The organism is Allostigmatella hybrida, assembly GCF_020103775.1.
In the GTDB taxonomy this organism is placed as follows: domain Bacteria; phylum Myxococcota; class Myxococcia; order Myxococcales; family Myxococcaceae; genus Hyalangium; species Hyalangium aurantiaca.
Genome location: NZ_JAHXBH010000006.1, coordinates 215857 through 238996, shown reverse-complemented (window position 1 = coordinate 238996; position 23140 = coordinate 215857). Strand labels below are relative to the sequence as shown.

The 23140-nt window shown below is 67.2% G+C and carries 11 protein-coding genes and 1 pseudogene; 8 read left to right on the top strand and 4 right to left on the bottom strand.

From position 1 onward, the window contains the following. Window positions 1-6: 6 nt before the first annotated feature. The gene (locus KY661_RS13525; protein ID WP_225410589.1) at window positions 7-2238 is read right to left on the bottom strand and encodes a S9 family peptidase; all 2232 of its coding nucleotides are present in this window, start codon (window positions 2236-2238) and stop codon (window positions 7-9) included. Window positions 2239-2314: 76 nt separating this feature from the next. Here KY661_RS13525 and KY661_RS13520 point away from each other — a divergent pair, with 76 nt between their 5' ends. From KY661_RS13520 to KY661_RS13510, 4 genes are all read left to right on the top strand, one after another. Continuing rightward, window positions 2315-3217 (top strand): LysR family transcriptional regulator, encoded by a 903-nt coding sequence (locus KY661_RS13520; protein ID WP_225410588.1) that lies wholly within the window; start codon window positions 2315-2317, stop codon window positions 3215-3217. A 656-nt stretch (window positions 3218-3873) separates the two neighbouring features. Next, window positions 3874-4362, top strand: coding sequence for a hypothetical protein (locus KY661_RS13515; RefSeq protein WP_225410587.1), 489 nt, complete (start codon window positions 3874-3876; stop codon window positions 4360-4362). Between the two features lie 179 nt (window positions 4363-4541). Further along, window positions 4542-4667, top strand: a complete 126-nt coding sequence (locus KY661_RS37270) for a hypothetical protein (RefSeq protein ID WP_263436977.1) — start codon at window positions 4542-4544, stop codon at window positions 4665-4667. Beyond that, window positions 4664-5512, top strand: a complete 849-nt coding sequence (locus KY661_RS13510) for an ergot alkaloid biosynthesis protein (protein ID WP_225410586.1) — start codon at window positions 4664-4666, stop codon at window positions 5510-5512. Before KY661_RS37270 ends, KY661_RS13510 begins: the two co-directional genes overlap by 4 nt. A gap of 173 nt (window positions 5513-5685) precedes the next feature. Here the strand turns inward: KY661_RS13510 and KY661_RS13505 are convergent, their stop codons facing one another. Continuing rightward, window positions 5686-11355 (bottom strand): RHS repeat-associated core domain-containing protein, encoded by a 5670-nt coding sequence (locus tag KY661_RS13505; RefSeq protein WP_225410585.1) that lies wholly within the window; start codon window positions 11353-11355, stop codon window positions 5686-5688. A 17-nt stretch (window positions 11356-11372) separates the two neighbouring features. Next, the gene (locus KY661_RS13500) at window positions 11373-15842 is read right to left on the bottom strand and encodes a hypothetical protein (protein WP_225410584.1); all 4470 of its coding nucleotides are present in this window, start codon (window positions 15840-15842) and stop codon (window positions 11373-11375) included. A gap of 650 nt (window positions 15843-16492) precedes the next feature. Between KY661_RS13500 and KY661_RS13495 the strand changes: the two genes are divergently transcribed. From KY661_RS13495 to KY661_RS13470, 4 genes and pseudogenes are all read left to right on the top strand, one after another. Then, window positions 16493-17593 (top strand): multiheme c-type cytochrome, encoded by a 1101-nt coding sequence (locus KY661_RS13495; RefSeq protein ID WP_225410583.1) that lies wholly within the window; start codon window positions 16493-16495, stop codon window positions 17591-17593. Continuing rightward, the gene (locus tag KY661_RS13490; protein WP_225410582.1) at window positions 17590-18447 is read left to right on the top strand and encodes a hypothetical protein; all 858 of its coding nucleotides are present in this window, start codon (window positions 17590-17592) and stop codon (window positions 18445-18447) included. The genes KY661_RS13495 and KY661_RS13490 overlap by 4 nt, the downstream gene beginning before the upstream one ends. Before the next feature lie 304 nt (window positions 18448-18751). Next, window positions 18752-20045 (top strand): annotated as a pseudogene (locus KY661_RS37895) (AHH domain-containing protein); the annotation flags it as partial. A gap of 25 nt (window positions 20046-20070) precedes the next feature. Beyond that, window positions 20071-20634 carry an imm11 family protein gene (locus tag KY661_RS13470; RefSeq protein ID WP_317987256.1) on the top strand — a complete coding sequence of 188 codons (564 nt, stop codon included), beginning with the start codon at window positions 20071-20073 and terminating at the stop codon, window positions 20632-20634. Between the two features lie 1398 nt (window positions 20635-22032). On the opposite strand, the gene KY661_RS13465 is transcribed toward KY661_RS13470, so the two are convergent. Beyond that, complete coding sequence (locus KY661_RS13465) at window positions 22033-23115, bottom strand: lamin tail domain-containing protein (protein WP_225410579.1); 1083 nt, start codon at window positions 23113-23115, stop codon at window positions 22033-22035. Window positions 23116-23140: the final 25 nt, after the last annotated feature.

Genomic DNA, 23140 nt, shown 5'->3' with positions numbered 1-23140 from the left:
GTTGGCTCAGCGTGGCCCCCCGAGCGCCCGGACGAAGAACAGCTGGATGTCGTCGTAGTAGTAGCGGTCCGCGGGCGGCCGGGGACCGTGGGGCTGTCCCGGCATGATGAGCATCTCGAAGTGCTTGCCTGCGCGAATCAATGCGCCGGCCATGCGCATCGTCGTGGACAGGGAGGCATTCACGTCGCTGGAGCCATGCATCATCTTGAGCTGCCCCTGGAGGTTCCCGGCCAGCGCCATGTTGGACCCGGCCTGGTAGGCGGCGGGATTCACGCTGGGAAGACCGAGGTAGGGCTCGTTGATGATCGCCTCCTCCTCCAGCGCGCCCGGAGCTCCCGCGTAGCCCGCCTTGAAGACCTCCGGAGCCATCAGCATGCCGCGCAGGGCGAAGTAGCCGCCCCACGAGTGGCCGAAAATTCCAGCACGCTCCATGTCCATCCAGGGACGGGTGGCCGCGGCCTGCTGGAGGCCCGCGACATAGTCGGGAATCTCGGTCTGTCCGATCCGGCCATAGGTCGCGTCCTGAAAGGCTTTGCTCCGGCCGGGAGTGCCCCGGGGATCGAGCACCATGACGGCGAAGCCCATCTGCGCGATGGCATGCGCGTGGAGCGCCTCGAAGGTGCCGATGAAGCTCCAGGGCACGGCCGTGATGAAGGGTCCTGCATAGATGTAGGCGATGACCGGATAACGCCTGGCCGGGTCGAAATCGCGCGGCTTGTAAAGCACGCCGTGCAGGGGCGTGGTGCCATCGGCGGCCAGGACGGTGAGTGCCTCCGGAGGCTTGTAGCCCAGCGCTCCGAGGGCGCTCTCATCGGCCGTCGTGAGACGAAAGCGTGTCTTGCCGTCCGTGGACACCATGTCCCGCAGCCGCGGCTGAGTCCGGGAGGACCATGCGTCCACGTAGTAGTTGCCAGACGGCGAGAAAGCGACCCTGTGCATCCCCGAGCCTGACGACATCCGCTTCAACGCGCCGCCCTTGAGGCTTCCCCGGTAGAGCAAGTGCTCGTACGGCGCAGCGCTGTCGGCGGAGGCCAACAGGAAGACCGCGTCGCCCTTCGGCGCGATGCCAGCCACTTGATGGACGGGGAAGGCGCCCCGGGTGACCTGGCGCACGAGCTTGCCTGCGAAGTCGTAGAGGTAGACGTGCCGCCATCCGTCGCGCTCGGACAACCAGAGGAAGCCGGTGCCGTCCGGCAGCGGTGTGAACTGGCGTGCCCAGCCCTCCAGGGAGAAATCCAACCCAGCCACGAAGCTCTCCGGCCGCTCTTCGCGCAACACCCGGCGGCGCTTCCCCGAGCCAGGCTCCACTGCCGAGAGGTCCAGCCGCTTGCCGTCGCGCGACATGTGAAGGATCAGCGCCTCACCGCCGCTGGGGCGCCAACCGGCGAACCAGTCATAGGTCTCTCCTTCCGCTGGAGGAATGCGTGTCACGCGGCCTGTGGCCGGTTCGATCACGTAAAGCTCCTGCCGCCCCAGCGGCGTGCCCGTCTTGACGTAGGGAACCAGGCTCACCTGCTCAAGGGCACTTGAGTAGTCCACGACCGGAATCTTGTGAACGTCGCGCAGATCGTTGCGCCAGACCATCAGGAAGCGGCTGTCGGGAGACCAGGCCCTCTCGGGAATCTGCCAGCCGTAGTGCTCCTCACCGCCGCGCTTGATCCGCGTGCGTCCGTCGCTCCCCAGGACCGCGAAGCCACCATCGCGCGGCACCGCGACGGCTTGACCGTCAGGAGCGAGGAGGTTGCCTCGGGAGAGGGACAGGGCGGCCAGGCCGTCCGGGGCCAGCGCCGTGACGCGGCCATCCGACAGGCCCAGGCCGAAGAAACGCTCGTCGATCCGGAAGACGATTCCCTGCTGATCCGGAGCGATGGCGAAGCCCAGCTGATCCGGCAGTTGGACCGGCTTCCCCATCAGCTGCGAGAGCTGGGCGCGCAGCCCGGCGCTGGACAACAGCGGCTTCATGGCCCCCGTCCTGGCATGGACCAGCACCCAGGTGCCCGCGTCCGGCCCCACCGCCGACCAGAAGATCAGCCGGTCTCCCTCGCGGAGCCATTGCGACGGAACCAGGCTGTCGCGAACGAGCTGCGGAAGCCGCATGTACCGGTCGGAGAGGTCCAGCCGCGCCTGCAGCTGCGTGTCCGACGTGGCCAAGGCGAGCACACCGGATTCGAGCGCCAGCGTGGGCGTGCCAACGAAGGTGGCGATCAGGATGCCGAGACGGAAGAGGAGGCGTCGCATGGCCGCAAGGTAGGAAACGGGATCATGAATGACCAATATCTCTTTCACCCCGGATTGAGACGGATATCGTCTGGATATGGAATTCCGCCAGCTTCAGCTCTTCGTCGCCGTCGCGGAGGAGCTGCACTTCGGCCGGGCCGCTGCCCGGGTAGGGATGGCCCAGCCGCCGTTCAGCCAGCAGATCCGCAAGCTCGAGGCCGAGCTGGGGGTGGAGCTGCTCACCCGGACGAGCCGCCGCGTGGCCCTGACCTCCGCGGGAAACCGCTTCCTGGACGACGCCCGGGAGCTGCTGGCGAGGCGCATGGAGGTGATCTCCACCGTCCGGCGAGAGGCCCAGGGAGAGACCGGGCCCCTGCGAGTCGGCTTCGGTGCGTCGTCGGCCTTCGGGGTCCTCCCTCGCATCGTGCTCCGGTTCCGGTCACGGTTTCCGGAGGTGAAGCTCGAACTCGACGACCGCGAGAAGCTGGACATCGGCGTCGCGCTCAGTACTGGCGATCTGGATCTCGCCATCGTCCGGGCGCCTTTCCGGCATGACGGGATAACGGTGGAACAGCTGCTCCGGGAACGTTTTGTCCTGGCGCTCCCGGTGCGGCACCCCAGAGCACGCCAGAAAGCCGTCGCCCTGGCGTCGCTGGCGAGCGAACCCTTCATCCTGTTTCCCCGGCACTCGGCTCCAGGTCTGCACGACACGATCACGAGCATGTGTCTCGGTGCGGGCTTCTCGCCGCTCATCCACCAGGAAGCCAGCTCCTGGCCCTCGGTCGTCGGCATGGTGCAAGCGGGACTCGGAATCACCCTTGCTCCGATGTCGGCCCAGGCACTGCGGCCGCAAGGGGTGGTGTTCAGGGAGCTGAGCGGCGGCTCCGCATGGGCGGAGTTGGCAGTCGCCTTCCGAGGTCCACACCTCATGCCTGCGGCGGCGCACTTCCGTGCGATCGCGCACGAAACCATCACGCTGGCCCAGGCCGCCCACCCATGAGGCGTCTTCTTCCACCATCAGGGCGAACCAGAGCCGCTTGCTGTCATTGCTGGTCGTGACCCGTTCGATGTCGATGCCGTAAACGGAGTAGGAATTGGCAGGCTACTGCGCTTCATGGCCGAGAAAGCGATTGCCGTTGGCAAGCTGGTGCGTAGGAGGCTCGGGACCATTCCCGAAGCCACTATGCACGTTCGCGATGCAATACCTATGAAACTACCGAGCGTTTTTGCACGTTGGGCAGTACATTACGCGCTCCTGCTGATGCCTGTCCTCTGCACAGGGATGGGGTGCTACATGAACGGAATGGGGTGCCAACCAGGCGACGACACCAAGACGTGCTGCCTCAAAGAACACCCCGGCTCCTGGGAGCGCTGCACAGGGACGGCTGGACCCAAGATCCAGCCCAAGCCCAAGAACAGGCCTGGTCCGAAGAGGAAGCCCGAGCCGGTATCTCCCCCCATCCCAACGCCGGAAGAACAAAAAGAGTGGAACAAGCGATGCCAGGAGAGCTACGTGAGATGCCGTGAGTTCGTGGAGGGTGACGCGGAGTGGCGCGTTTACGGTGAGAGCCAGTGCCGCTCTTGCTTTATCCTCTGCCAACGTACAGGGACGTGGCCAGCGGAAGCCAACGAGAAGCCCTGTCCGGGAGGTTGAGCATGCGGCGCACTCGCAAAGACTGGTGGCACAGCGTCTCAAGACGCAGCGATGATCTCCTGGCCCAATTGTTCAAGACCGGCGCGCCATACATGGAGATCAAGCGTGCGGTGCTCGCACAGGCGAAGGAATTCAAGCGGGAAGCAAGAACCCCCGCCGAGCGGTTGCACGTCGACCGGCTGGCGATGCAGTTGATCATCACTCAGGCATACGCGAGCGGTGAAGAGTGGAAAGAGTTCGGCCCACTCCTGCTCCGTTGTCAGCGGCTCGGATATGCGGACATTACCCATCGAATCAACGTGGCGTGCCTCTACGTCCAGTCGTTGCCCCGCTTTCCGCAGAAAGCACGGCAAGCGTTCGCCATGTTGGACGGGGTGGAACAGATCCTCAAGCGCATCCGCAAGAGCCATTATCTTCGCCGCGAAGGGATGCAGGGACTCGCCCATGCGCGAGCGGTAGCGGCATCAGCAGGCTTGACGCCAGATCGCTAGCCGCTGCCTCAGCGCCTCGCGCTTGCGGGCCTTCTGCGCCAGCCGTCCTGTCATCGGCTCGATGCTCTTGCGCTCCCCATCCAGCAGCAATGCGTACTTGCCCAGTTGCACTCCATCATTACACACCCTACTTGTGGGAACGGAACGCCACCGTTCCATCGTTAACGGGAGGATGCGAGATGGACATCCAGAAGAATGCCGAGGCTCTCGCCTCCGCCGAGCACCTGTTCCGGCCGGGGGTCGCGGCGTGGCCGGTCATTGAGCTGCAGGAGGACCGAAACTCCTCGGAGGAGGTGCGATCGTGAGCAAGCCTCGGATTCTGGTGACGGGCGGTACGGGCAAGACGGGAGCGCGGCTGGTGCGGAGGCTGCGGGAATTGGATTGGCCGGTGCGGCTCGCAAGCCGCTCGGGCAAGGCGCCCGAGGGGGTGGAGGCCGCGCGCTTCGACTGGCTGCGGCCAGAGGGCCATGACGCCGCACTGGAGGGCGTGGAGCGGGTCTACCTCGTCGCTCCCGAGGGAGTGCCCGACCCTATCATTCCCATGAAAGCCTTCATCGAGCGGGCGCTCGGGGCGGGGGTGCGCCGCTTCGTGCTGCTCAGTTCCTCGGCGGTTCCCGAGGGGGGACCGTTCATGGGCGGACTGCATCGCTTCCTGCACGAGCGCGCGCCAGAGTGGGCGGTGCTGCGCCCCTCGTGGTTCATGCAAAACTTCTCCGAGGGTCCCGCCCGGGACTCCGTGCGCGACGAGGATGTCCTCTATTCAGCGGCGGGGGACGGGCGCGTGCCCTTCATCGACGCGGGAGACATCGCGGAGGTGGGCCTCCGGGCACTCATTGACCCGGCGGCGCACAATACCGATCACGTGCTCACGGGGCCCCGGACGCTGAGCTACGCGGAGGTGGCCGACATCCTTGGCGCGGCGCGAGGCCGTGCCGTGCGCCACGTATCCATGTCCGAACAACAGTTCACCGAGTACTGGATACGCCACGGACTGCCGCCAGACTACGCCGCGCTGCTGTCGGCCTCGGATGTGGCCATCTCCAAGGGGGCGGAGGACCGAACGACCGATGCCGTGGAGCGAGTAACGGGCCGGCCTCCACGGGATTTGGTGGACTTCGCCCGGGAGACCGCCGCAGCCTGGCGCGCCTGAGGTTGCCCCTGCCCGGCCGCGTCCGGTGGGACCTGCGGACCGCCCAGCGTGGGTTCGATTGCCTGGGGCGCCTCGCTCGCCTCCTCCGCAACTTCGCGCCCAGAGCAAAGACGCCATGGAACACCCGGATCTCCTCAGGAGCCGCCCTTGGAGAGCGGCTCCCGGGTCCCCAGCTACTGGCAGACGAGCGAGTTCTTCGGGGGAGGGGTGGCCATCTGCTCTAGCAGCCGTGCCGTCTCGACTTGTTTCGCGTACTCCTCCCGTTTGATGACCTCGTTCCGGATGTAGGCGGAGATGTTCGCGGGCGATTGCAACATGCGTCCGAAACCGCCCCCCACCGCAGACACGGTGAGCGCGCTGACCGGCGGGTTCTGCAAGGTGTACTTGATCCCGGTGTACACGCTGGTGACGAAGGCAACGGGGTCAAACTTGGCGGACACGAACGGCATCTTCACCTCGATGCCATCGATGCCCATGCCAAACCCAAGCTCGAACTTCCAGCCCACCTCCACGCCCACACCGGCCGCCTCGGCATTCACCGACACGAGGTTGAGACCGATCGCCGCCTTGACCGACGTGAGGGAGACCTTCGCGCCTGCGGAGACCCCCATCATCTGGGCCGACACCTTGCCTTGGATGCCAGCGATCTCCGCCTGAGTGCCGTAGTACACGGCGGAGCCCTTGATCTGGACGTTCACCTGTGGCTGGCCCTGCTCCGCCAGGGTTGTCGTGGCGGTGACGCTGTAGCGAAGCACCTGCATCCCGTTCGAAAGGGTTTCCACCTGGCCCGTGTAACTCGCCATCCTCAGCTCGGTTGCCTTCCTCGCCGAATCGCCCAGGCCCTCCGACTCCGTGCCGGCCGGATCGACGAAGTCGAGGGGCTGGTTCCGGACGTAGCCGTACAGGTTGCACTCCACCGGACTGGCCAGGCACTTCTCGGGGGATTCGAGGAAGAGCGGGTCCGGGGTGGTGAAGCGGTTGAGGGTGGCGTCGTAGTCACGCACGCCCATGCGGATGAAGCCCAGGTCCGCGTCGTAGGCCTTCTGGACATAGTCCAAGGCCGCGGAGGACGAAGGGTGGGTGGCGCGGTTGCCAAAGGGCGAGGCCAGGCGAGGTGTGCCGTCGGCGTCGGCCAGGACGGTGCCGCGGTGGTCGGCGGCCAGGGGCTGGAAGGTGCCGTTCTGGAGCAAGCCCACCAGCTGGCCCTCCACACGCACGGGCAGAGACAGGCCGGACGCGTCCAGGTAGCTGCCACCCGGGAGATAGGCAGCCACCGGGTTCCCAGCGCTGTCCTGCTTCAAGAGGCGCTGACCGTCCTCATCGTAGAGGAACTTCCAGGTGGTGGCCCCCTTCTGAGCCTGAGCCACCTGGCCGTTGGGTCCGTAGGTCAGGAGCAGGCCGTCCTTGGACTGGGTGCGGCCCAAGGCGTCGAAAGTGTAAACGCTGTTGCCCGCCGTGAGGGTGTTGCCGCCCTGGAGGAGTGAGCGGGTGGCCGCCCCTTCCGTGATGGACGTGGGCAGGCCCGCGGCATCGAAGTCATAGCCATAGGCACCCTGAGCATCGGCCGAGCTGGTGAGAAAGCCTTGCACGGAGTAGCCGTACTGGCGGCTGAGGCTCACGCCCCCCACCTGCAACGCCTCGGCACCGGTGAGCCCCCGGGCGTTCAACGTCCAGCCCACGGAGGACATCACGGCAGGCGTCTGCTGGGTGACGAAGGTGCGGCGCCGGGTGAGGCTGTCATAGCCGAAGCCCACGGAAGTCCCCGAACCAAAGTCCGCCAGGGAGAGCTGGCCCAGGGCGTTGTACTGGAGGGTGGCCCAAGGCTGGCCATTGAGCCGGATGGCCTTGAGGCGGCCGTAGGAATCCCAGGCATAGGCGCGGGTGGTGGCGCCGAGAAACTGCCCGTTGCTGTCCTTGAGGGTGGCGCTCTCCAGCGAGGCGGCGCCTCCCTCCGCGTAGGTGGACTGGGTCTCCACGGTGCGCCACCCATGGAGGGTGAACGTGCTCTTGAGCAGGGAGCCATCCATCCGGTACTGCAGCAGCTTGGTGTAGCCCTCACCGGTGATGGCGGTGAGAAAGCCCGGCCAGGTGGTGTTGGTGGGCTGGGAGGGGGAGGCCCCATCGAAGTAGAAGCGGTAGGTCTGCGTGGCGCCGGAAGCCGCATCCGCATGGACCGTGTGGGTCCGCCGGCCGATGGCGTCGTACTGGTAGCTCTCGGTGCGCACCAGGCTGTCCTGGGGCGTGAGGAACAGCTTGGTGCTCAGCAGCCCCGTGGTGGGAGCGTACTGGTACGCCACGGTGGCGATGCCATCCCGCTCCACGCGGGCGACCCGGCCATAGCCATCGTATGCCACCCGGTGCCCCTGGCCGCCCGGCAGCAGCACGCTGCGCAGCCGGCCCAGGACGTCATAGCCATAGAGGTAGGCAGTCCGAGCCTCGTCCTCGTACCGGACGAGGCGCTTGCCGGCATCCAGGTAGCTGAGCCGGGTGTACGCGCCGTTGACCTTCGTCTCCTGGCGCAACAGGTTCCCCTCCAGCGCCCACGACGTGTCTGTCTTCTTCTGCACGTTCGCGTGCAGGCGGGTGAGCACCTCCAGCTCGTAGCCAAAACCGGCGGCGCGGGCGCTGGCCGTCCACTCGACGCCATTGAGCAGGGTGGCGTAGTCCAGGGTGGCCATGTCCGTGTTGGCCGGCAGGTTGGGGCGCATGTGGCTCAGGGACTTCAGTTGCTGGCGGCTGCGCGTGGTGACCCCATCGAACACCCAGCCCTCCGGAATGCGGGTGGCGGTGGCCACCTTCTCGCCGGCCGCCGTGGCGTACTCCTGGGTGGTGCTCTTGGCACCGGAGGCGGCCTCCACCAGGGCGGTGGCCGCGATGCTGCCCGGGCGGGTGGCGGTGGCGTAGTGGTACTCCAGCAGCAGGTTGGGGTTGGCCTCGGTGGCCGCCCCCAGGCTGTCCCACTGTTTGACGAGCCGCTCCTGCCCGTCATAGCGGAAGCGCTGCGTGAGGGTGTTTTGGCCGCGGCGGGTGACCAGGCTCAGCAGGCCATCCTGGGTGGGACTCCGCTCGGCCGCCTCCAGCACCACGCCGCCCGGCTGCGTCACCTTCTTCAACAACAGGCTCCCCGCCTCGTACTCGAAGGACGTGGTGCCCTGGGCCGGCGTGGACACGCTCCTCACGGTGGCGTCCCGGTTGTAGAGGACCGACTGCAGCACCAGGGGGCCTTGGGGCCCCAGCGCCTCCACCCGCTCTACCAGGCCCACCGCGTTCCGGGCGATGGTGCCCTGGTACTGGAAGTCCAGGGCGGACTGGGAGTGGGTGCCCGTCAGCGTCAGCGAGGCGGGCAAGCAATGCAGGTGCTGGGCGAGCGCGGGGAGGGATGAGAGCTGGGTGGCCGTGGTGAGGCGCCCCGAGCGGGAGGTGTGGACGGACTGAATGGGGCACAGCCCGGCGAAGGCCAGCGTCTGGCTCTTTTCCTCCACGCTGAGCGCGGGGTGGGCGGGGTCCCGGTAGCCCGTCCCCTCTTCCTTGAGACGCTTGAAGCCCACGCCCTGGAACACCGCATCCTCGTACTGGTGGTACTCGTACTCCTGCACGAGAGGCGTGCGCGCGTCGGTGCGGGTGGCGGACGTCATGAGGCCCGCGAAGGTGTCACCGTTGAGGAAGTTCACGGCGTGGGTGATGGCCGTGTCCTGGCGCACCACGCTGTCGAAGCCCACCAGGTACTTGCCCTCGCTGTGGTAGCTGGGGCCCAGGTATTGGTAGGTGTACATGGCCTTGTCGTAGCCGGAGGACTCCACCTCCAGCGCCGAGAGCACCGGCTGGCGGAAGCGGGCCCCCGGCGTGGCCGGCGTGCGCCCGTACTTGAAGTGCAGCACCGTGCCCTTGCCGTCATCCGCGGAGGCCAGCAGGCCCGTCTCGGGCCGGTCCAGCGCGGCCGAGAAGGCCTGGCCGAACTTCGTCACCGTGAGGCTGATGTTGCCACTCCCCGAAAAGTCGCCATTCGCCAGGGGGCTCGTCAGGCCGTCATAGAAGCCGAGCGCCGGAACGGAGAACTCCGCGAAGTGGGTGCCCGTGTTGATGAAGAGCGAGGCGATGTCCGCCCGTGAGAGCAACACGTCCGTCAGCCCGTCCCGGTTGACGTCCATGAAGGTGGTCGAATAGCTGGACAGCTCCGCCAGGTCCTCTCCCCCCGTGATGCGCACGGGGAGCGTCTGCCCGCTGGGCTCGAAGCCGAAGCGGCCCTTCCCGAGCCACACGACATAGCCGCCATCGAAGCGGGACACGAGGTCCGGCAGGCTGTCACCGTTCATGTCGTGGACCCAGGAGACCTGCGGGCTGAAGACGGGCATCAGCGCGCCGCCGTGGACGCCTCCGAAAGTGACTTCGTGCGGGCCCGTACTGGTGTTGGGGAGCACCTCGAAGCCCCCCTCGTAGACCCGGACGAGGTCTGGCTGGAAGTCGCGGTCGACGTCCACCAGGCGGGTGTTGGCGCCCAGCTCCCACGCGCCCGGCAGGGTGCGGGAAACCATCAAGGTGCCATCCCGGCCACACACCTTCACGTCCGTGTGGGTGAAGGCCGCGTTGTTGCGCACGGACACCACCTGGTAGGTGTCCACCTCGGGCCACATTTGCGTCAGCAGGCGCGGCTCATTCGAGTCGCTCTCCTGGGGGCGGCAGTCTGCCTCCGTGCCAGCCGCCGGGACCGGGAGCTCCTCGGCGCGGAAGCCGCTCTCCTCCTGCACGAACAGGGTGTGTCGCTGGCTGTGCTCGAAGTCGAGCCGGCCATCCCGGTCCGCGTCGAGCATCGTGGCACGCGAGGGCTGGATGGAGTCCTCGCCCCAGGCCATCAGCGCCGCGAACAGCTTGGGCACCGGCTGGAACTGGGCGCTGGAGAGCGCCGAGGCCGGCGAGTGGTAGGTGTAGTGCACCGGGGGGGCAGTCTCCCCGGAGCTGAAGAGCTGCTGGACCTGGGAGAGGTAGAAGGCCGTGCCGATGCCGGCCTCCTGGTACCCGAGCTCGTAGCGCCAGCGCTCCTGGAAGGTCCCCAGGGCCGCGTGGCGCGCCTTCACCCGTACCTGGGAGACGCGCCGGTCGAGCTCGAGCGCCTGCCCGGAGCGGTAGTCGGAGAAGACGTGCGCCGTGGGGGCATAGCTCAGCTCGATGCGGTACTGGAAGTTGTTGCCGGTGCCGCCGTAGGACACGGCGGTGACGAACAAGCGGCCCGAGGCGTTGGCCTCGTAGTCGAAGTGCGTCTGGCGCCCCGTGGCGGACACCACGTCCTGGAGGTACCAGGCATAGGTGCCCTGAGCCGTGACGGCGCGGGCCTGGCCGCCGAAGGTCCAGGTGCTTCCGTCCGGGAGGAAGGCGGTGAGGACCGTGCCCGCGAGCTGCACGCGGACCGGCCCGCTCAGCCCCGCCGGGTACCAGTATCCGTCATTGCCGGCGACCAGACGGCCCCAGGGGCTGGAGAGCTCGTCGGTGGCGTAGTCCAGGTCTCCGCGCACCCGCCAGCGGGTGATGGCCAGCGTGGCCTGCCAGCCGTGGCCCCACTCGGAGAGGCCCGCGTCGGCGGAATAAGCCGGGAACGGACTGGCGAGCGGCGCGCCCCGCTCGGTGGGAACGGAGAAGGGAGCGGTGAGGGAGAAACCGCCCCGGGCCACGTCCGCCGGGCCGAAGGCCGTCTGCGCGTAAGTCCCCACGAGCGAGCCGCGTTGCGGTGCGCCGAGCTGGGGCGGTTGGATCTTCGAATCACTGAAGGGCAGCGTCTGGGCGGACGCGGAAAGGCAAAGGAAGGTCACGGCGCTGCTCAGCAGCCGCCGCAAGGGCAGGAAGGTTTTCATGGGGAGCTTTCAGGAAATCAAGGTTGCTGGCACACCTGCGGCTGCGAAACGCCGAGCACCGCGCGTTTGTCCACCTTCACCATCACGACGAGCTCGGTGGCGGCTTCCAGCGGGTTGGGCGCCTGCAGGAAGAAGTCAGACATGTCGACCTGCATGGCCCCGAAGGGTGACAGGCCGTCTCCGGCGATGTTCTGGTTGGCCTCGGGCTTGCCCGTCTCGTGCAGCTCGAACCGCTCGAGCGCCTGGGTGCCGTTGCCGAAGAGGATGCGGGGAGCGCCGGAGAGCCACAGCGGATTGACCATGGTGTAGCGCTTGGTCACGGTCTCGCCGGTGAAGTCGAAGCTGTCGGTCCAGTCCACATGGGCCCGCTTCATCTGGCTGTTGAGCGAGTCGTTCGAGGGCTGGTTGGGCCGGACCAGGAAGAAGGCCATCGTCTTCAGCAGGGGCGTGCCCTCGTTGCACTGCATGAGGCCCGAGGCACCGCCCACGGTGGTGTACAGGTCCTCCGGGGTCAGCTTCAGGGTGAACTTCCCCTGGCTGGCCAGGGCATTCCAGAGCGCCTCGGAGCGCTCACCATCCGCCTTGCGCCAGGGGGAGGCGGCACCGTTGCTGACGCCGGGGCGGGGAAAGCTGAGGGCCACGAGCATGTGGCTCTCCACCGGATCATTGATGCGGGCGTTGGCGAGCCCTGTCTCGATGGCCGACACCGCATTGATGGCCAGGGTGCTCAGGGACGGGAAGTCCGCCGACCAGTTGGCCCTCACCAGGGTGTCGAGCGCGGGCGCGGTCTTCAGGCTGGCGGCCGCCGTGGGATAGCGCAGGTCCATCACCGGATACAGGTAGTCGGTGACGAGGGTGGTGAGCGAACGCAGCCCGTCCCGCATCATCAGGCCGTCCAGGTTGCGCAGGCTCCACAGTGGCAGCAGCCGCAGCAGGCGGGCCTTCTCCTCGCCCGCGGCGAGATCATCCCTGAGGAATTGGAAGTCGAGCAGCATCGTCTGGAGGGCCCGCTCCACGGCATGCAGTTGCACCAGCCGCTCCAGGCGGGCCAGCTCCTTGCTGACGTGCGCGGTATAGAGCGCGTGGAAGACCTGGGGCATGTCCGAGACCTGGCAGCCCGGGCACTGCTGGCTGAAAGCCGTGAGCAGCCGGGCCAACGCCGCGTCGCGCAGGGCCCCCAGCTCGCTGGAGGTGACGCGGCCCTGGGAGACCGCCGCCGCCGTGGCGGCCCTCAGGTCCGTCAGGGACTGCGCCATGGCCTTGCCGAGCGCCTTGGCCGCCAGGCCCGCGGGCACCAGGTGGGTGAACTCCACGGAGAGGGCATGCTGGGTGTCCGCGACGCACCCTCCCTGATCATTCACCACGAGGTAGTAGTCCCGGTCCGCCTCCACCACCACCGCGGTGTGCGGATCCTGGAGGACGCGCACTTCGCGAACCTGCCCAGGGGCAACGCCGTCCTTTTCCATGGCCACCAGCAGCAGGCTGCCCACGGGCGCTTTGGGAAAGGGGGTGTTCGGCACACGCAGCCCCGTGGAGAAGGACGCGGAGGTGCGCGTATCGGCGCCCTGCTGGGCGTTGACCGAGGTCTCCATCCCCAGGGTGGCCGCGAGGCATTGCTCCACGGACGCGTAGGCCGTGACGCCACTGCCGTAGAAGGTGACTCCCGCCTCGACCTTGACGCCCGCGCAGATCCGGCTGTCCACCGAGGAGCGCGCGTACGTATTCATCGCCGTGGAGCCCGAGGAGAACTTCCCATCCTGGAAGGTGACGACGTAACCGCCGGGACCGGTGAGGGCGCCCCCCGCGGGGGCCTCGACGAAGAGGTAGCTGTCCGGATCCTCCGGATTCGCCAGGGTGGTTGTCTGCAGCGTGCAGCTCGGGGCATAAAGGCCCATGGTGCGGAAGTTCAGCAGGTGGCCTGTCTGGGCCGGCACCTTCCACACCTGCCCTCCAGTTTCGAAGGCGATCGCGCCGATGTTCTCCCAGGTGGTGTTGAAGTGAGCGTCCGCCGCGTCGACGTTCAGGGTCTGCGGCGGCGTGCGCTGAATCTGCATGAGCGCCAGCTGCCCGGTCTCCTGCTCCAACACGGTGTTGAAGGCGCTCGCGAAGTCCCCGAACTGGGCCTCATCGAGGGCGAGGTTGTCCTGAAGGCCGATCAGGTCCGCGTTGAGCGCGTAGAACTCCTGGACCTTCTTGTCGAGCTGACTCGTGAGCGAGGCCTGGTTGCTCGCGTTGCCCATCTCCGCGAGCAGGTTGCTCACGTAGTTCGCCTGATTGGCCGCGTATGCATCGCGCGCCGAGGTGAGCTCCTGCTTGCGGAGCTGAATCTGGGTGTTGAGCAGGCTCTGCTTTGACTCCTGAATGCCGATGCGCAGCGTGTCGCGGGCGGTGCTCTGGAAGACGCCTGCCTTGACGTAGCTCTTGGTGAAGCTGTCCGCCTGCTGAACCATCTTCGCCCACGCGGCCAGGGGCACGCTCGGAGCGCCCTGCGGCGCACGCAGTACCTGGGGGGTATACGAGGGCACGCCCGCGCTCGCGGCGGCCGCCCCGGCGAAGGTTCCGTGCCGCAGGGCGAGCAGGTTGAAGAGGTTCTTCCACTCCGCGTGGCCCGCGTACGGGGAGGCGGCCAGCACCGTGGACGCATTCACCGCGCTCTGGAGCGGTCCCGCCTCCGGCACCGCGGCAAAGAGCGCCCACAGCTCGCTCATCTCCGTCTTCACCTGGCCCGCCTCGCAGCCCTTGAAACGGCAGCCCAGGTCATGCAGCCGGCTGAAGTCCTCCATCCGTTCGAAAAGGCCCCGGAAGCCGTCCCCCAGGAGCATGAGCAGCGCGCCCCCCTTGAGCGGTGGATTGGCCGGGGACAGGGCCGCGCGGAGCACGGCTTGATCCGTCTTGAGCCCAATGTTGAGCGGGTCCGCCACCAGTCCCGTGCCGGACGGGTTGATGAGCGTGTTCGCATAGGCCGCCTTCCAGAAGACGCCCAGCGTGTCGCTCACGTCCCGCCAGAGCGTCCCGTCTGGCGGAGTCCCCGCATGGACAGTGGTGAGCTGGAGCTCGAACCAGCGATTGAGCTGCCCCAGGCGCACCGTCACATCGGCCTGCTCCGGGAGCTGCTCCGGTCCGCTCCGCTTCAGGCCGGCGAGGCTGTGCTCGAACAGCTTCAGCCATACCTGATGATACGCATCGCGGTAGGCCTGCCCCTGGCACGCCTCGGAGATCATCGAGACCGGGAGGCCCAGGTCCATGCAGGCGTTGAGCATCGCCGCGGCGGACTGCGGCGGCACGTGAGCGGAGGCCAGCTGCGCGCACATCTGCAGGGAGCCGTTCAGGTTCGCCTGGCTGGGACACGAGGGATCCCCGCCGGTGGGCGGGAGGAAGCCCGTGCCACAAGTACCATGCTGCGCGGGCTTGGTGGCATAGAGGTTGTGCGCGTAAGCCTTCTGCGTCTCCGTGAGCTGGTGGCCCCGCAGCTCGAACAACAGCTTCAGGCGGCTGACGAGCTCGCTCTCCAGCTTCGCGCCGCCGGCAGCGGGCGGGAGCGAGGGGTAGGCCTGGAGGGTGCTCTTGAGGCACTCGAACTTCGCACTGACCTGCGTCACCTGCACGGCCGGATCGGTGGCGTCGAGCGGCAGCGCGTCACAGGTCTGACAGGTGAGCGCCTTGGAGTAGTTCATGGAGCCCTCGTTCTTCAGGGCCGCATCGGCCCACTTCGCGCTCGCCTGGGCCTTCGCCTGGGTCAGCGTCGCGGGGGCGGTGGTGAAGAGGTTCCCCGTGCCACAGCTGCCCGTGCTGTCCGCGCCGTGCGCGGGGTGCCGGCAAGAGGCATAGATGGGCTTTTCCGTGTCATCGCACTGGACCGTACCGGTCTGCGCGCACGGTGCGCTGGCCTGCTGCTTGTAAACGGGGAAGTTCTGGAGCTCGAACTTGCAGGTGGAAGAGGGGACGTTGGACGTATAGCTGAGCACCTTGGCCACCACGCCGGTGCGAAAGCGGGAGTCGACCGTGGCCTTCTCGGCATCGGCCCGGGCCTGGCACGCTTCCTGGCACTTGTAGCCCACGGTATCGGTGACGCATTCCAGCTGGCCATACTCGTGGTCGTACCAGCATTCCTTCTCCGTGATCGCCTCGCAGGTCACGGTCTTCGTGTACTGGGGATGAGGGCTCGCGTACTTCTCCAAGCCAAAATCCGGGTGGCGGCAGGCCTGATAGACGGGGCACTGCTTCTGCTCGTACCCGGTCCGATGGCAGTACGGAGAAACCTGCTGCTTGTAACAGGCCAGGCCATAGTTCCACGGCACCTCGCATGTCTTCTGTGCATCGCCCGTCCCCGCCGCCCAGGCCAGCGCGCTCTCGTTGCACGCGGCGCTCAGCGCCTGCGATGGGGTCCCGGTATCGGCTTCGGGGGCAAAGGAGGTTTCTTCCAGGGGGGCGCCGCAGGCTGCCAGAAGGCAGACGGCACCGAGATACATCATGTTGAACAGACGCAAGGCAAACTCCTCGCGAGAGGCTCAGCGCGCACGTCATGCGTCCGGCCGGACTCTGCGGATCAATCGCGTTTGGAAGCACTCAACTGGGGTTGTTGAGGAGAGCGCCGTTTGGGTCCGGCGGCCGCCCCTGCCCCTTCTGCAAGGCGCGCGCCCGTCTTCCGGCCGCGTGACGCACCTCAGCGGACGAGGGTTCAGGCCTCCGGGGAGCGCCAGGCAGGCAAACCTTGCGCGCAACTTTTGCCCGCGAGAATTGCCCAGCCAGGGTCCTGGGGAGTGGCGATGCGCCGGAACTTACAGGCCCCTACCGTGGCTCACCCCGCCACGTTCTCCTGGCCGATAAAAGCCCTCGTTTCCTGCCTCGCAGCTGCCTGGGGCGCCTCGCTCGCCTCCTCCGCTCCCTACGTGAACGAGGCGGGAGGGGTGAGCGCGACCGTGGAGCACCTGGGCCTGCCCACGGCAGGTGCGAGGCGGGCCCCGGCGCGCGGGCACCTCCAGGCCTCAGGGGGTTGAAGCTCAAACGCCAACACCTCCAGGGCGAACGTCCTGCTCAGCAGCACGGCCCAGTCCAAACGGGGGCGCACTCCTTCCTCGGCTCCTCCACCGTCGCGGCACAGAAGTGCGCCGAGTGCCACGCAAGGGAGACCTCCGCCGTGGTGCACCAGTTCGAGCGCAGCCAGCACGCGGCGCGGGGCGTCAACTGCCTGGACTGCCACAAGCCGCTCGAGGGCCAGCAGCCCATGGAACACCGCGGCTTCACGCTGGCGCGCTCCCTCACCGCGAAGAACTGCGCCCAGTGCCACGCCACCGAATACGAGCAGTTCGAGCGCAGCCGGCACGCGGCGCCCTCCTGGGCGGCGGTGCGGGGAACGCAGGGCTTCTCGCCGGAGCAGATCGAGCTGGGCGAGCGCTTTCATCCCGGGTGGATCAAGCGCCCGCCCCACTCCGTGGGAGTGCTGGAGGGCGAGGTGGCGACGAGCAGCGGTTGCGACGCGTGCCATGACATCGGCAAGCCCAACGCGGACGGCTCCTTCGGCACCTGTACCGAGTGCCATGCCCGGCACTCCACCTCCGTCGCGCTCGCGCGCGAGCCGCGCACCTGCGGCCAGTGCCACATGGGGCCGGACCACTCGCAGATCGAAATCTTCGAGGAGTCCAAGCACGGCGTGCTCTTCACCGCGCAGCGGGAGCACTTCAACCTGAACGCCAACCCCAAGCAGTTGACGACGGTGGACATGCCCGCGCCCACCTGCGCCACCTGTCACATGAGCGGACTGGAGGGACTCAAGGTGACGCACAACCCGGGCGAGCGTCTGGCCTGGTACCTCTTCGCGCCCGTTTCCACGCGCCGCCCCGAGGGCAACTCGGGCGAGCAGCAGATGAAGGAGGTGTGCCTGAAGTGCCACGCGCACACCCAGGTGGAGAACTTCTACACCGCCGCGGAGAAGGTGCTGCAGAACACCAATGAGCGGGTGAAGGGCGCCCAGGACGTGGTGGCCGCGTTGCGCAAGGAGGGGCTGCTCGACGACGCGCCCTTCAATCACCCCATCAAGTTCGTCGAGTTCGACCTCTGGCATTACTTCGGCCGCACGGCCAAGCACGGCGCCTTCATGGGCGGCGCGGACTTCGTGCAGTGGCACGGGAACTACGAGCTGGCGCGGCTGCGCAACGAGCTGGACAGCATGGCCGAGGAGCTGCGTGCCAAGGGCAAGGGCGGCTCCGGGCCGGTGACGCCGGGGGACGCCCGGCCATGACGCTCCGGGAGCGGCTCGGCGCCGTGACGCCCTTCCTCGCGGCGCGTGCGTTCGCCGTGGGCAACCTGGCCTTCCTCGCCGTGGACATCCTGCTCGCGCACGCGGCCAACGACTTCGCCCATCGCGCGGAGTGGTTGCCCATTATCTTCTCGGTGGTGGCGCCGTTGCTGCTGCTGCCCGGCCTGGTTTCCGCGCGGCTGTGGGCGCGCACCCGGGCGGTGGACGTGGCCGTGGCGCTGGGCGCCATCGGCGTGGGGGTGGCGGGGATGATCCTGCACCTGCACAGCGCCTTCTTCGAGCGCCAATCGCTGCACAATCTCGTCTACACCGCGCCCTTCGTGGCCCCGCTCTCCTACGTGGGGCTGGGGCTGCTGGTGTTGCTCGACCGCATGGAGGACCCGGTAGGCCCCGCGTGGCCGAGCTGGGTGGTGATGCTCGCGCTGGGCGGCAGCGTGGGCAACCTGGGGCTGTCACTGCTGGACCATGCGCAGAATGGCTTTTTTTCCGCGACGGAGTGGATCCCCGTGGTGACGGCCGCCTTCGGCACCAGCTTCCTGCTGGTGGCGATGCTACGTCCGGCGCGCGGCTTCCTGTGGCTCACCCTGGGGGTGATGGGGGTGCAGGCCGCGGTGGGGGTGCTCGGCTTCGCGCTGCACGTGCTCGCCAACCTGCGGCACACGAACGTGCCGCTGAGGGATCAGCTCATCTTCGGCGCGCCCATCTTCGCCCCGCTGCTCTTCGCGGACATTTCCGTGCTCGCGGCCATTGGCATGTGGAGCCTGTTGCGCGGCGCCTCCCCGTCCCAGGGCTCGCTGGGAGCAGGCTCGCTCGCCCACGCCTCCAAGGAGGGCTGAGCGAGGTCCAGGCTGCTGCGCTGTAGGGTGGTGGGAGTGTGCCTGCTGGGCACGGCGCCGGTGAGCGCCGACGCGCCGAAGAAGGACGAGGACTCGCCCAGCCTCATCTACACCGAGCCGTGTGATCCCAAGGATCCGGCGATTCGCGCGAGCATAGGAAGGACAGGAGCCCGATTGGGGGTAGCGGGCGGGAACCTCCCCCCGCAGGGAGTCCGGAGCTGAAGGACAGCGCCACCCGGCGCCTCCTCCTCTTCCCCGTTGCAGCCCTCTACCCTGAGCCCCTTCTCGCAAGAAGGGGTGACACATGCTGCCATGGAGGATTCTCTGGAAGGCTGAAGCGCTGTTCCTTGCGTTGCTCGTGGGGTGCGCCAGCCCCCCTCGGGGTCCCCTCGTGGAGAACACCGGCCAGGGCAAAGCCGTCGTCCACGTGCCCCGCGCGGCGGACCTACAACCGGTGGAACTGAAAGAAGCGGAGTTCCAACAAGCTATGAGGCGCCTTGCGCGCGAAGTGCGGCTGACAGGCACGCCGCGCCAGACGGCAGAGAAGGCATTTCAGATGGACCCGCAGAGTGGCCAATACCTCTACCTCCAGCGAGATAGGAAGCTGGTGCCAGCAGGCGGCGAGCCCTGGGATGGCATGTTGACGAAAGAGGACTTGGCGCTGTCGGAACGCTATCGGCTCTGGTGCCAGAGCGCCTACAACGCCTATGGCGACTGTCTCGGCGGAGCGCTGGTGGCAGGCCGCTACTTGGACATGCAAGGCCGTTACATCTGGGCGCTGGCCATGAGCAAAAGCCCAGTGCTGGGCGAGATGAAAAGGCTCTCGGAGAGCTGGTGGAATTCCGAGCACTCATGAGCGCGGCCCTGTGGACGTTGGGCTCCATGCTGCTGATCCTGCTCCTCAATCCCGCAGCTCCGGCGCTGGTGGCGGTGTTGGGCGTCGGGATGCTCCTGTATGTAGGCTACGATGCGCTCCACAACCTCGTGACGGGCTGGGCGGAGTTGACGGGGGCGGCGAAGGCCGCAACCACCTTCGAGGAGATCCGCGAGGCAGGCGAGCGCTTCGGGAAGATCATCGGGCGAGAGTCCGCGCGCGCGTTCGCCCTGCTGCTGGTGGCGGCCATTGGTTCAACGGCGCAACGCTTCGCGGCGAAGGTGCCGACGCTGCCAGGCTCGGCGCAGGTGGCCATACAGGCCGAGGGTGAGGCAGGTATCTGGCTGCCCGCGCTGGGGACGGTGGAGGAGATCGCGGTCAGTGCCGAGGGCGTCAGCATCACACTTCCCGCTAACGCGGTGGCCATGGCGACGCGACCCCATCGCGGCAAGGGTCCCTGCGTCGAGACGCACCACATCGCCACCATCTGCAACGACAAGTCCACCGTGCGCGGGGGGCGTGGACGCCGAGATTCCGGGCGCTCTTCGCCAAAGCCGGGGTGGCCCTGAATGATCCGGCGAATAAAATGCCCCTCCCGGGGCACTACGGGCCCCACCCTGAGCGGTATCATCAAATCATCCTCAAGGAACTGACCGAGGCCACGGAAACCTGTCGCACCGTCGTCGAGTGCCGTCAGGCGTTGACTGGAGCACTCCGAATGCTGGTAGCCCCCACGCTAAATGGATGCCATGCCCAATCGTCATTTCGAACTATCCGACGATGTGAACTTCCCGCACCGCTGGCACCTGGCCACGCCGACAGACAGCCACGGCCAGAGCGTGGACGACAGGATGTTCAGACGCGGGGAACCCGTCCAGCTCCAGGAACGCTTGAGAATCCCCGTTGAGATAGCGGGCAAGCCACTGGACTACATGGAAGCGAACGTCAGCGTCCCGGTGGTCCATGTCCGGGTCGCATCCATGTTCGCGGAGCTGGCCCCGGACGACGTGCAATTGCTCCCCGTGGATGTGGAGGGCCATCCGGATCAGTATTTCATCCTCGTTGCCACACGCCTGATTCGCTGTATCGACGAAATGGCGTCCCGCATTCGGCTCTGGACGCACGAGGACGGAGTACCTCATAAGGTCGGCCAGTATGCTTCCGTGCGAGATCTGCGCATCGACAAGAGCAAGGTGGGAGACACGCGTGTGTTCCGTCTTGAGGGGTGGCGGAGTTCGCTGATCGTCTCCGGGGAGATCAAGGATGCGTTGGAGCGCATGGGCGCAACGGGTACGAGGTTCGAGGAGGTCTAAGAGTGTGTCGAGCTAACGAGCTATGGGCGTCGGGCGGACAGCCCGGCGCCTGCTGCCCTCAAGGGCAGCGAGCCCGCCGCTACGCGGCGGCCGTGGCTCGGTAAACCCACAGTCCGCGAGCTGTGGCGGCGCCCTCTCGGTACGCCTTGCCACCCTACAGGAAGGCTCCACCGACAGGCGGCAAGCTGTACGCGGCAATGCAGGAGGTACGCGATGCCCAGCTCGTTCTCCAAGCCACCTGGGCAGCCTTGCATCGCGTCGAACTCCCGTGTGTGCCGACCTCCCACTGCGATGGCGAGGCAGTTACCCTCACGATCGGCCCTCGCATGCATGCCCAGCCGGTGAGAATGCCCTCAGGCGCGCATGAGCCCGGGATTTCCCAGCTTGCCAGCACCTTCACAGCCTGAGGCAGAACCTTCGGTATCGGCGAGGTAGCCTGCGGCTGGTACCAACTGGTTGGTACCGTGGAGCGGCTGCTGCCAACTGGTTGGTACCGAGGAGCGGCTGGTACCGACTGGTTGGTACCGTGGAGCGACTGGTACCGACTGGTTGGTACTGGCGACGGGCGCAGTCCGCGATCTCGGACTGTGTTCAAAGCGCTTTCGCACTCAAGCGCCTGTTTTGACTGGAGAGCAGCCGTTGGTACGGAACCTGCTATGGGAGGCCTCAACCGCAATAACCCAATATTCGCGGCGGGAAACGCAATCGTGCGGTTCCCCTCAGCAGGTGCGGAGAAGGCGAGTGCGGGGATTGGGGCAGGAGCAGGAGCATAGGAAGGACAGGAGCCCGATTGGGCGTAGCGGTCGGGAGCAGAGCGGAAGGTGAGGGACGCTGCCGGGGAGCCCATGCGCCGCACTCCCGGCCGACGCAGAGGCCATTCATCTCCAGCAGCCACACGCCTGCCCAGCCCAGCCGCCTTCCCAGGCAGGGCGCGGCAGGGGCTTGGTTCTTTTGGCTGGCTGTGGCGGCTTGAGCTTCAACACCCCGCGCTCGGGGGCGGCCCTCGCGCAGGGGCCAGGGGCGCACTCGCCGTGGGCAACCCCAGGTGCTCCACAATCGCGCAGCGACGAGACGGGAGCCGACCCAGGAGTGCACGCCTCGGCTGGATGGGGCTGGGCTGCTGCGTGCCCCTGTTGGGCCGCATGTGCCCCCAGTGTGCCCCTCCAGCGGGGATGAGAACGGGACGAAACGGGATGGAGCGGGAGAACGAACCGACATGAGCTCAAGGCGTTAGCCGGTAACAGCGCGACCTGCTTGGGGTTTTGCTTCCGCCTTGATGCGGGTTCGAAACCCGCCGCCTCCCCTGTTTCAAGCTGAGCTTGCGGCCCTGCCGCAAAAGTTGGCGGCATGGCTACTGTCCACGTGACTGGGGCAAGCTCAAACTTCTTGGGAGGAGGATCAGTCGCCGCGCAGGCGGTTGACGGCCTCGATGAACTTGCCCTCAACGGCGTTCCAGGCGGGCTCGCGCTCGGCGGAGATCCAGCCGCGGTGTCTTCTCGCGATCGCCGCCGCGACCGTCTCGTCGGCCTCGAACTCCAGCTCGTCGACCTCCGGCCCGGCCAGGTAGGTGTCCTTGCTGAGACCGTGCTGCTGGAGCCAGTGCTCGAAGGAGCCCTGGGACCTGGGCCCGTCATCCCGCTGCGTATCCAGCAAGAACACCTCTTCGGTGTCGGGGTTCAGGAGCACGAACATCTCGCCGGGCTGGTAATCGTTGGTGCCGATCGTGACGAGCTGGCGCGCGCGCGCGTCTTCCCATTGATGTTCGTTCAGGTACTTCCAACGTGTGACGGGCAACAGGCAGACGTCGGCGGAGTAGCCGTGACTGTCGCGCTCCGGGAAGCCGCCGGTTGCGCCGCTGCACTCGCGCATCAGGTCACGGACGCGTGCCGGCAGCGTGACGCCGAGCCGTGCCTGGGCGGCGGCGATCTCTTCCTCGGTATTGCCGGGCTGCCACATGAACTCGAAGCCCGGCCAGTAGGCCTTCACCCGGGCCCAGACCTCCTGGGCAGACAGGCTCGCGCTGCCGCCGGTCTCCGCTCCGGAGCTGGCGCTCGGGCCGGTCGGGGGGGCACTCGGGCCGGTGGAGGTCGGGACAGCGTCGACCCCTGCGTGAGTGCCGTAGCCGATCTGCGCGACGAGCTTCCTTTGCGCGTCGCGGAGTTGGGCCACGCCGCCCTTGTCATTCCATACCGAGCGCTTGCTCTGGAACGAGAAGCCGCCGGTCTCCGGGTGCACCTCGTTGGTGTAGACGTGCACGGTCTGTCCCGGCACGAGCACGGTCTTCATTGGGAATGTAAAGCCTTGCCCGCCGTCACCCGCGCTGAGGACCCAGCCCGACACGTCCGCGGGAGCGGCGCCGCGGTTCGCTATGACCACGTACTCGTCAGACTGTGTGCGCTTGACTGCCCCCTTGTGGTTGATGGCGACGATGACGACCCCGGTCTGGATCGCCGTACCTGAATGCTCCAGTGAATTGCTCATGAGATGGTCCCTTTTCACCCGTCAT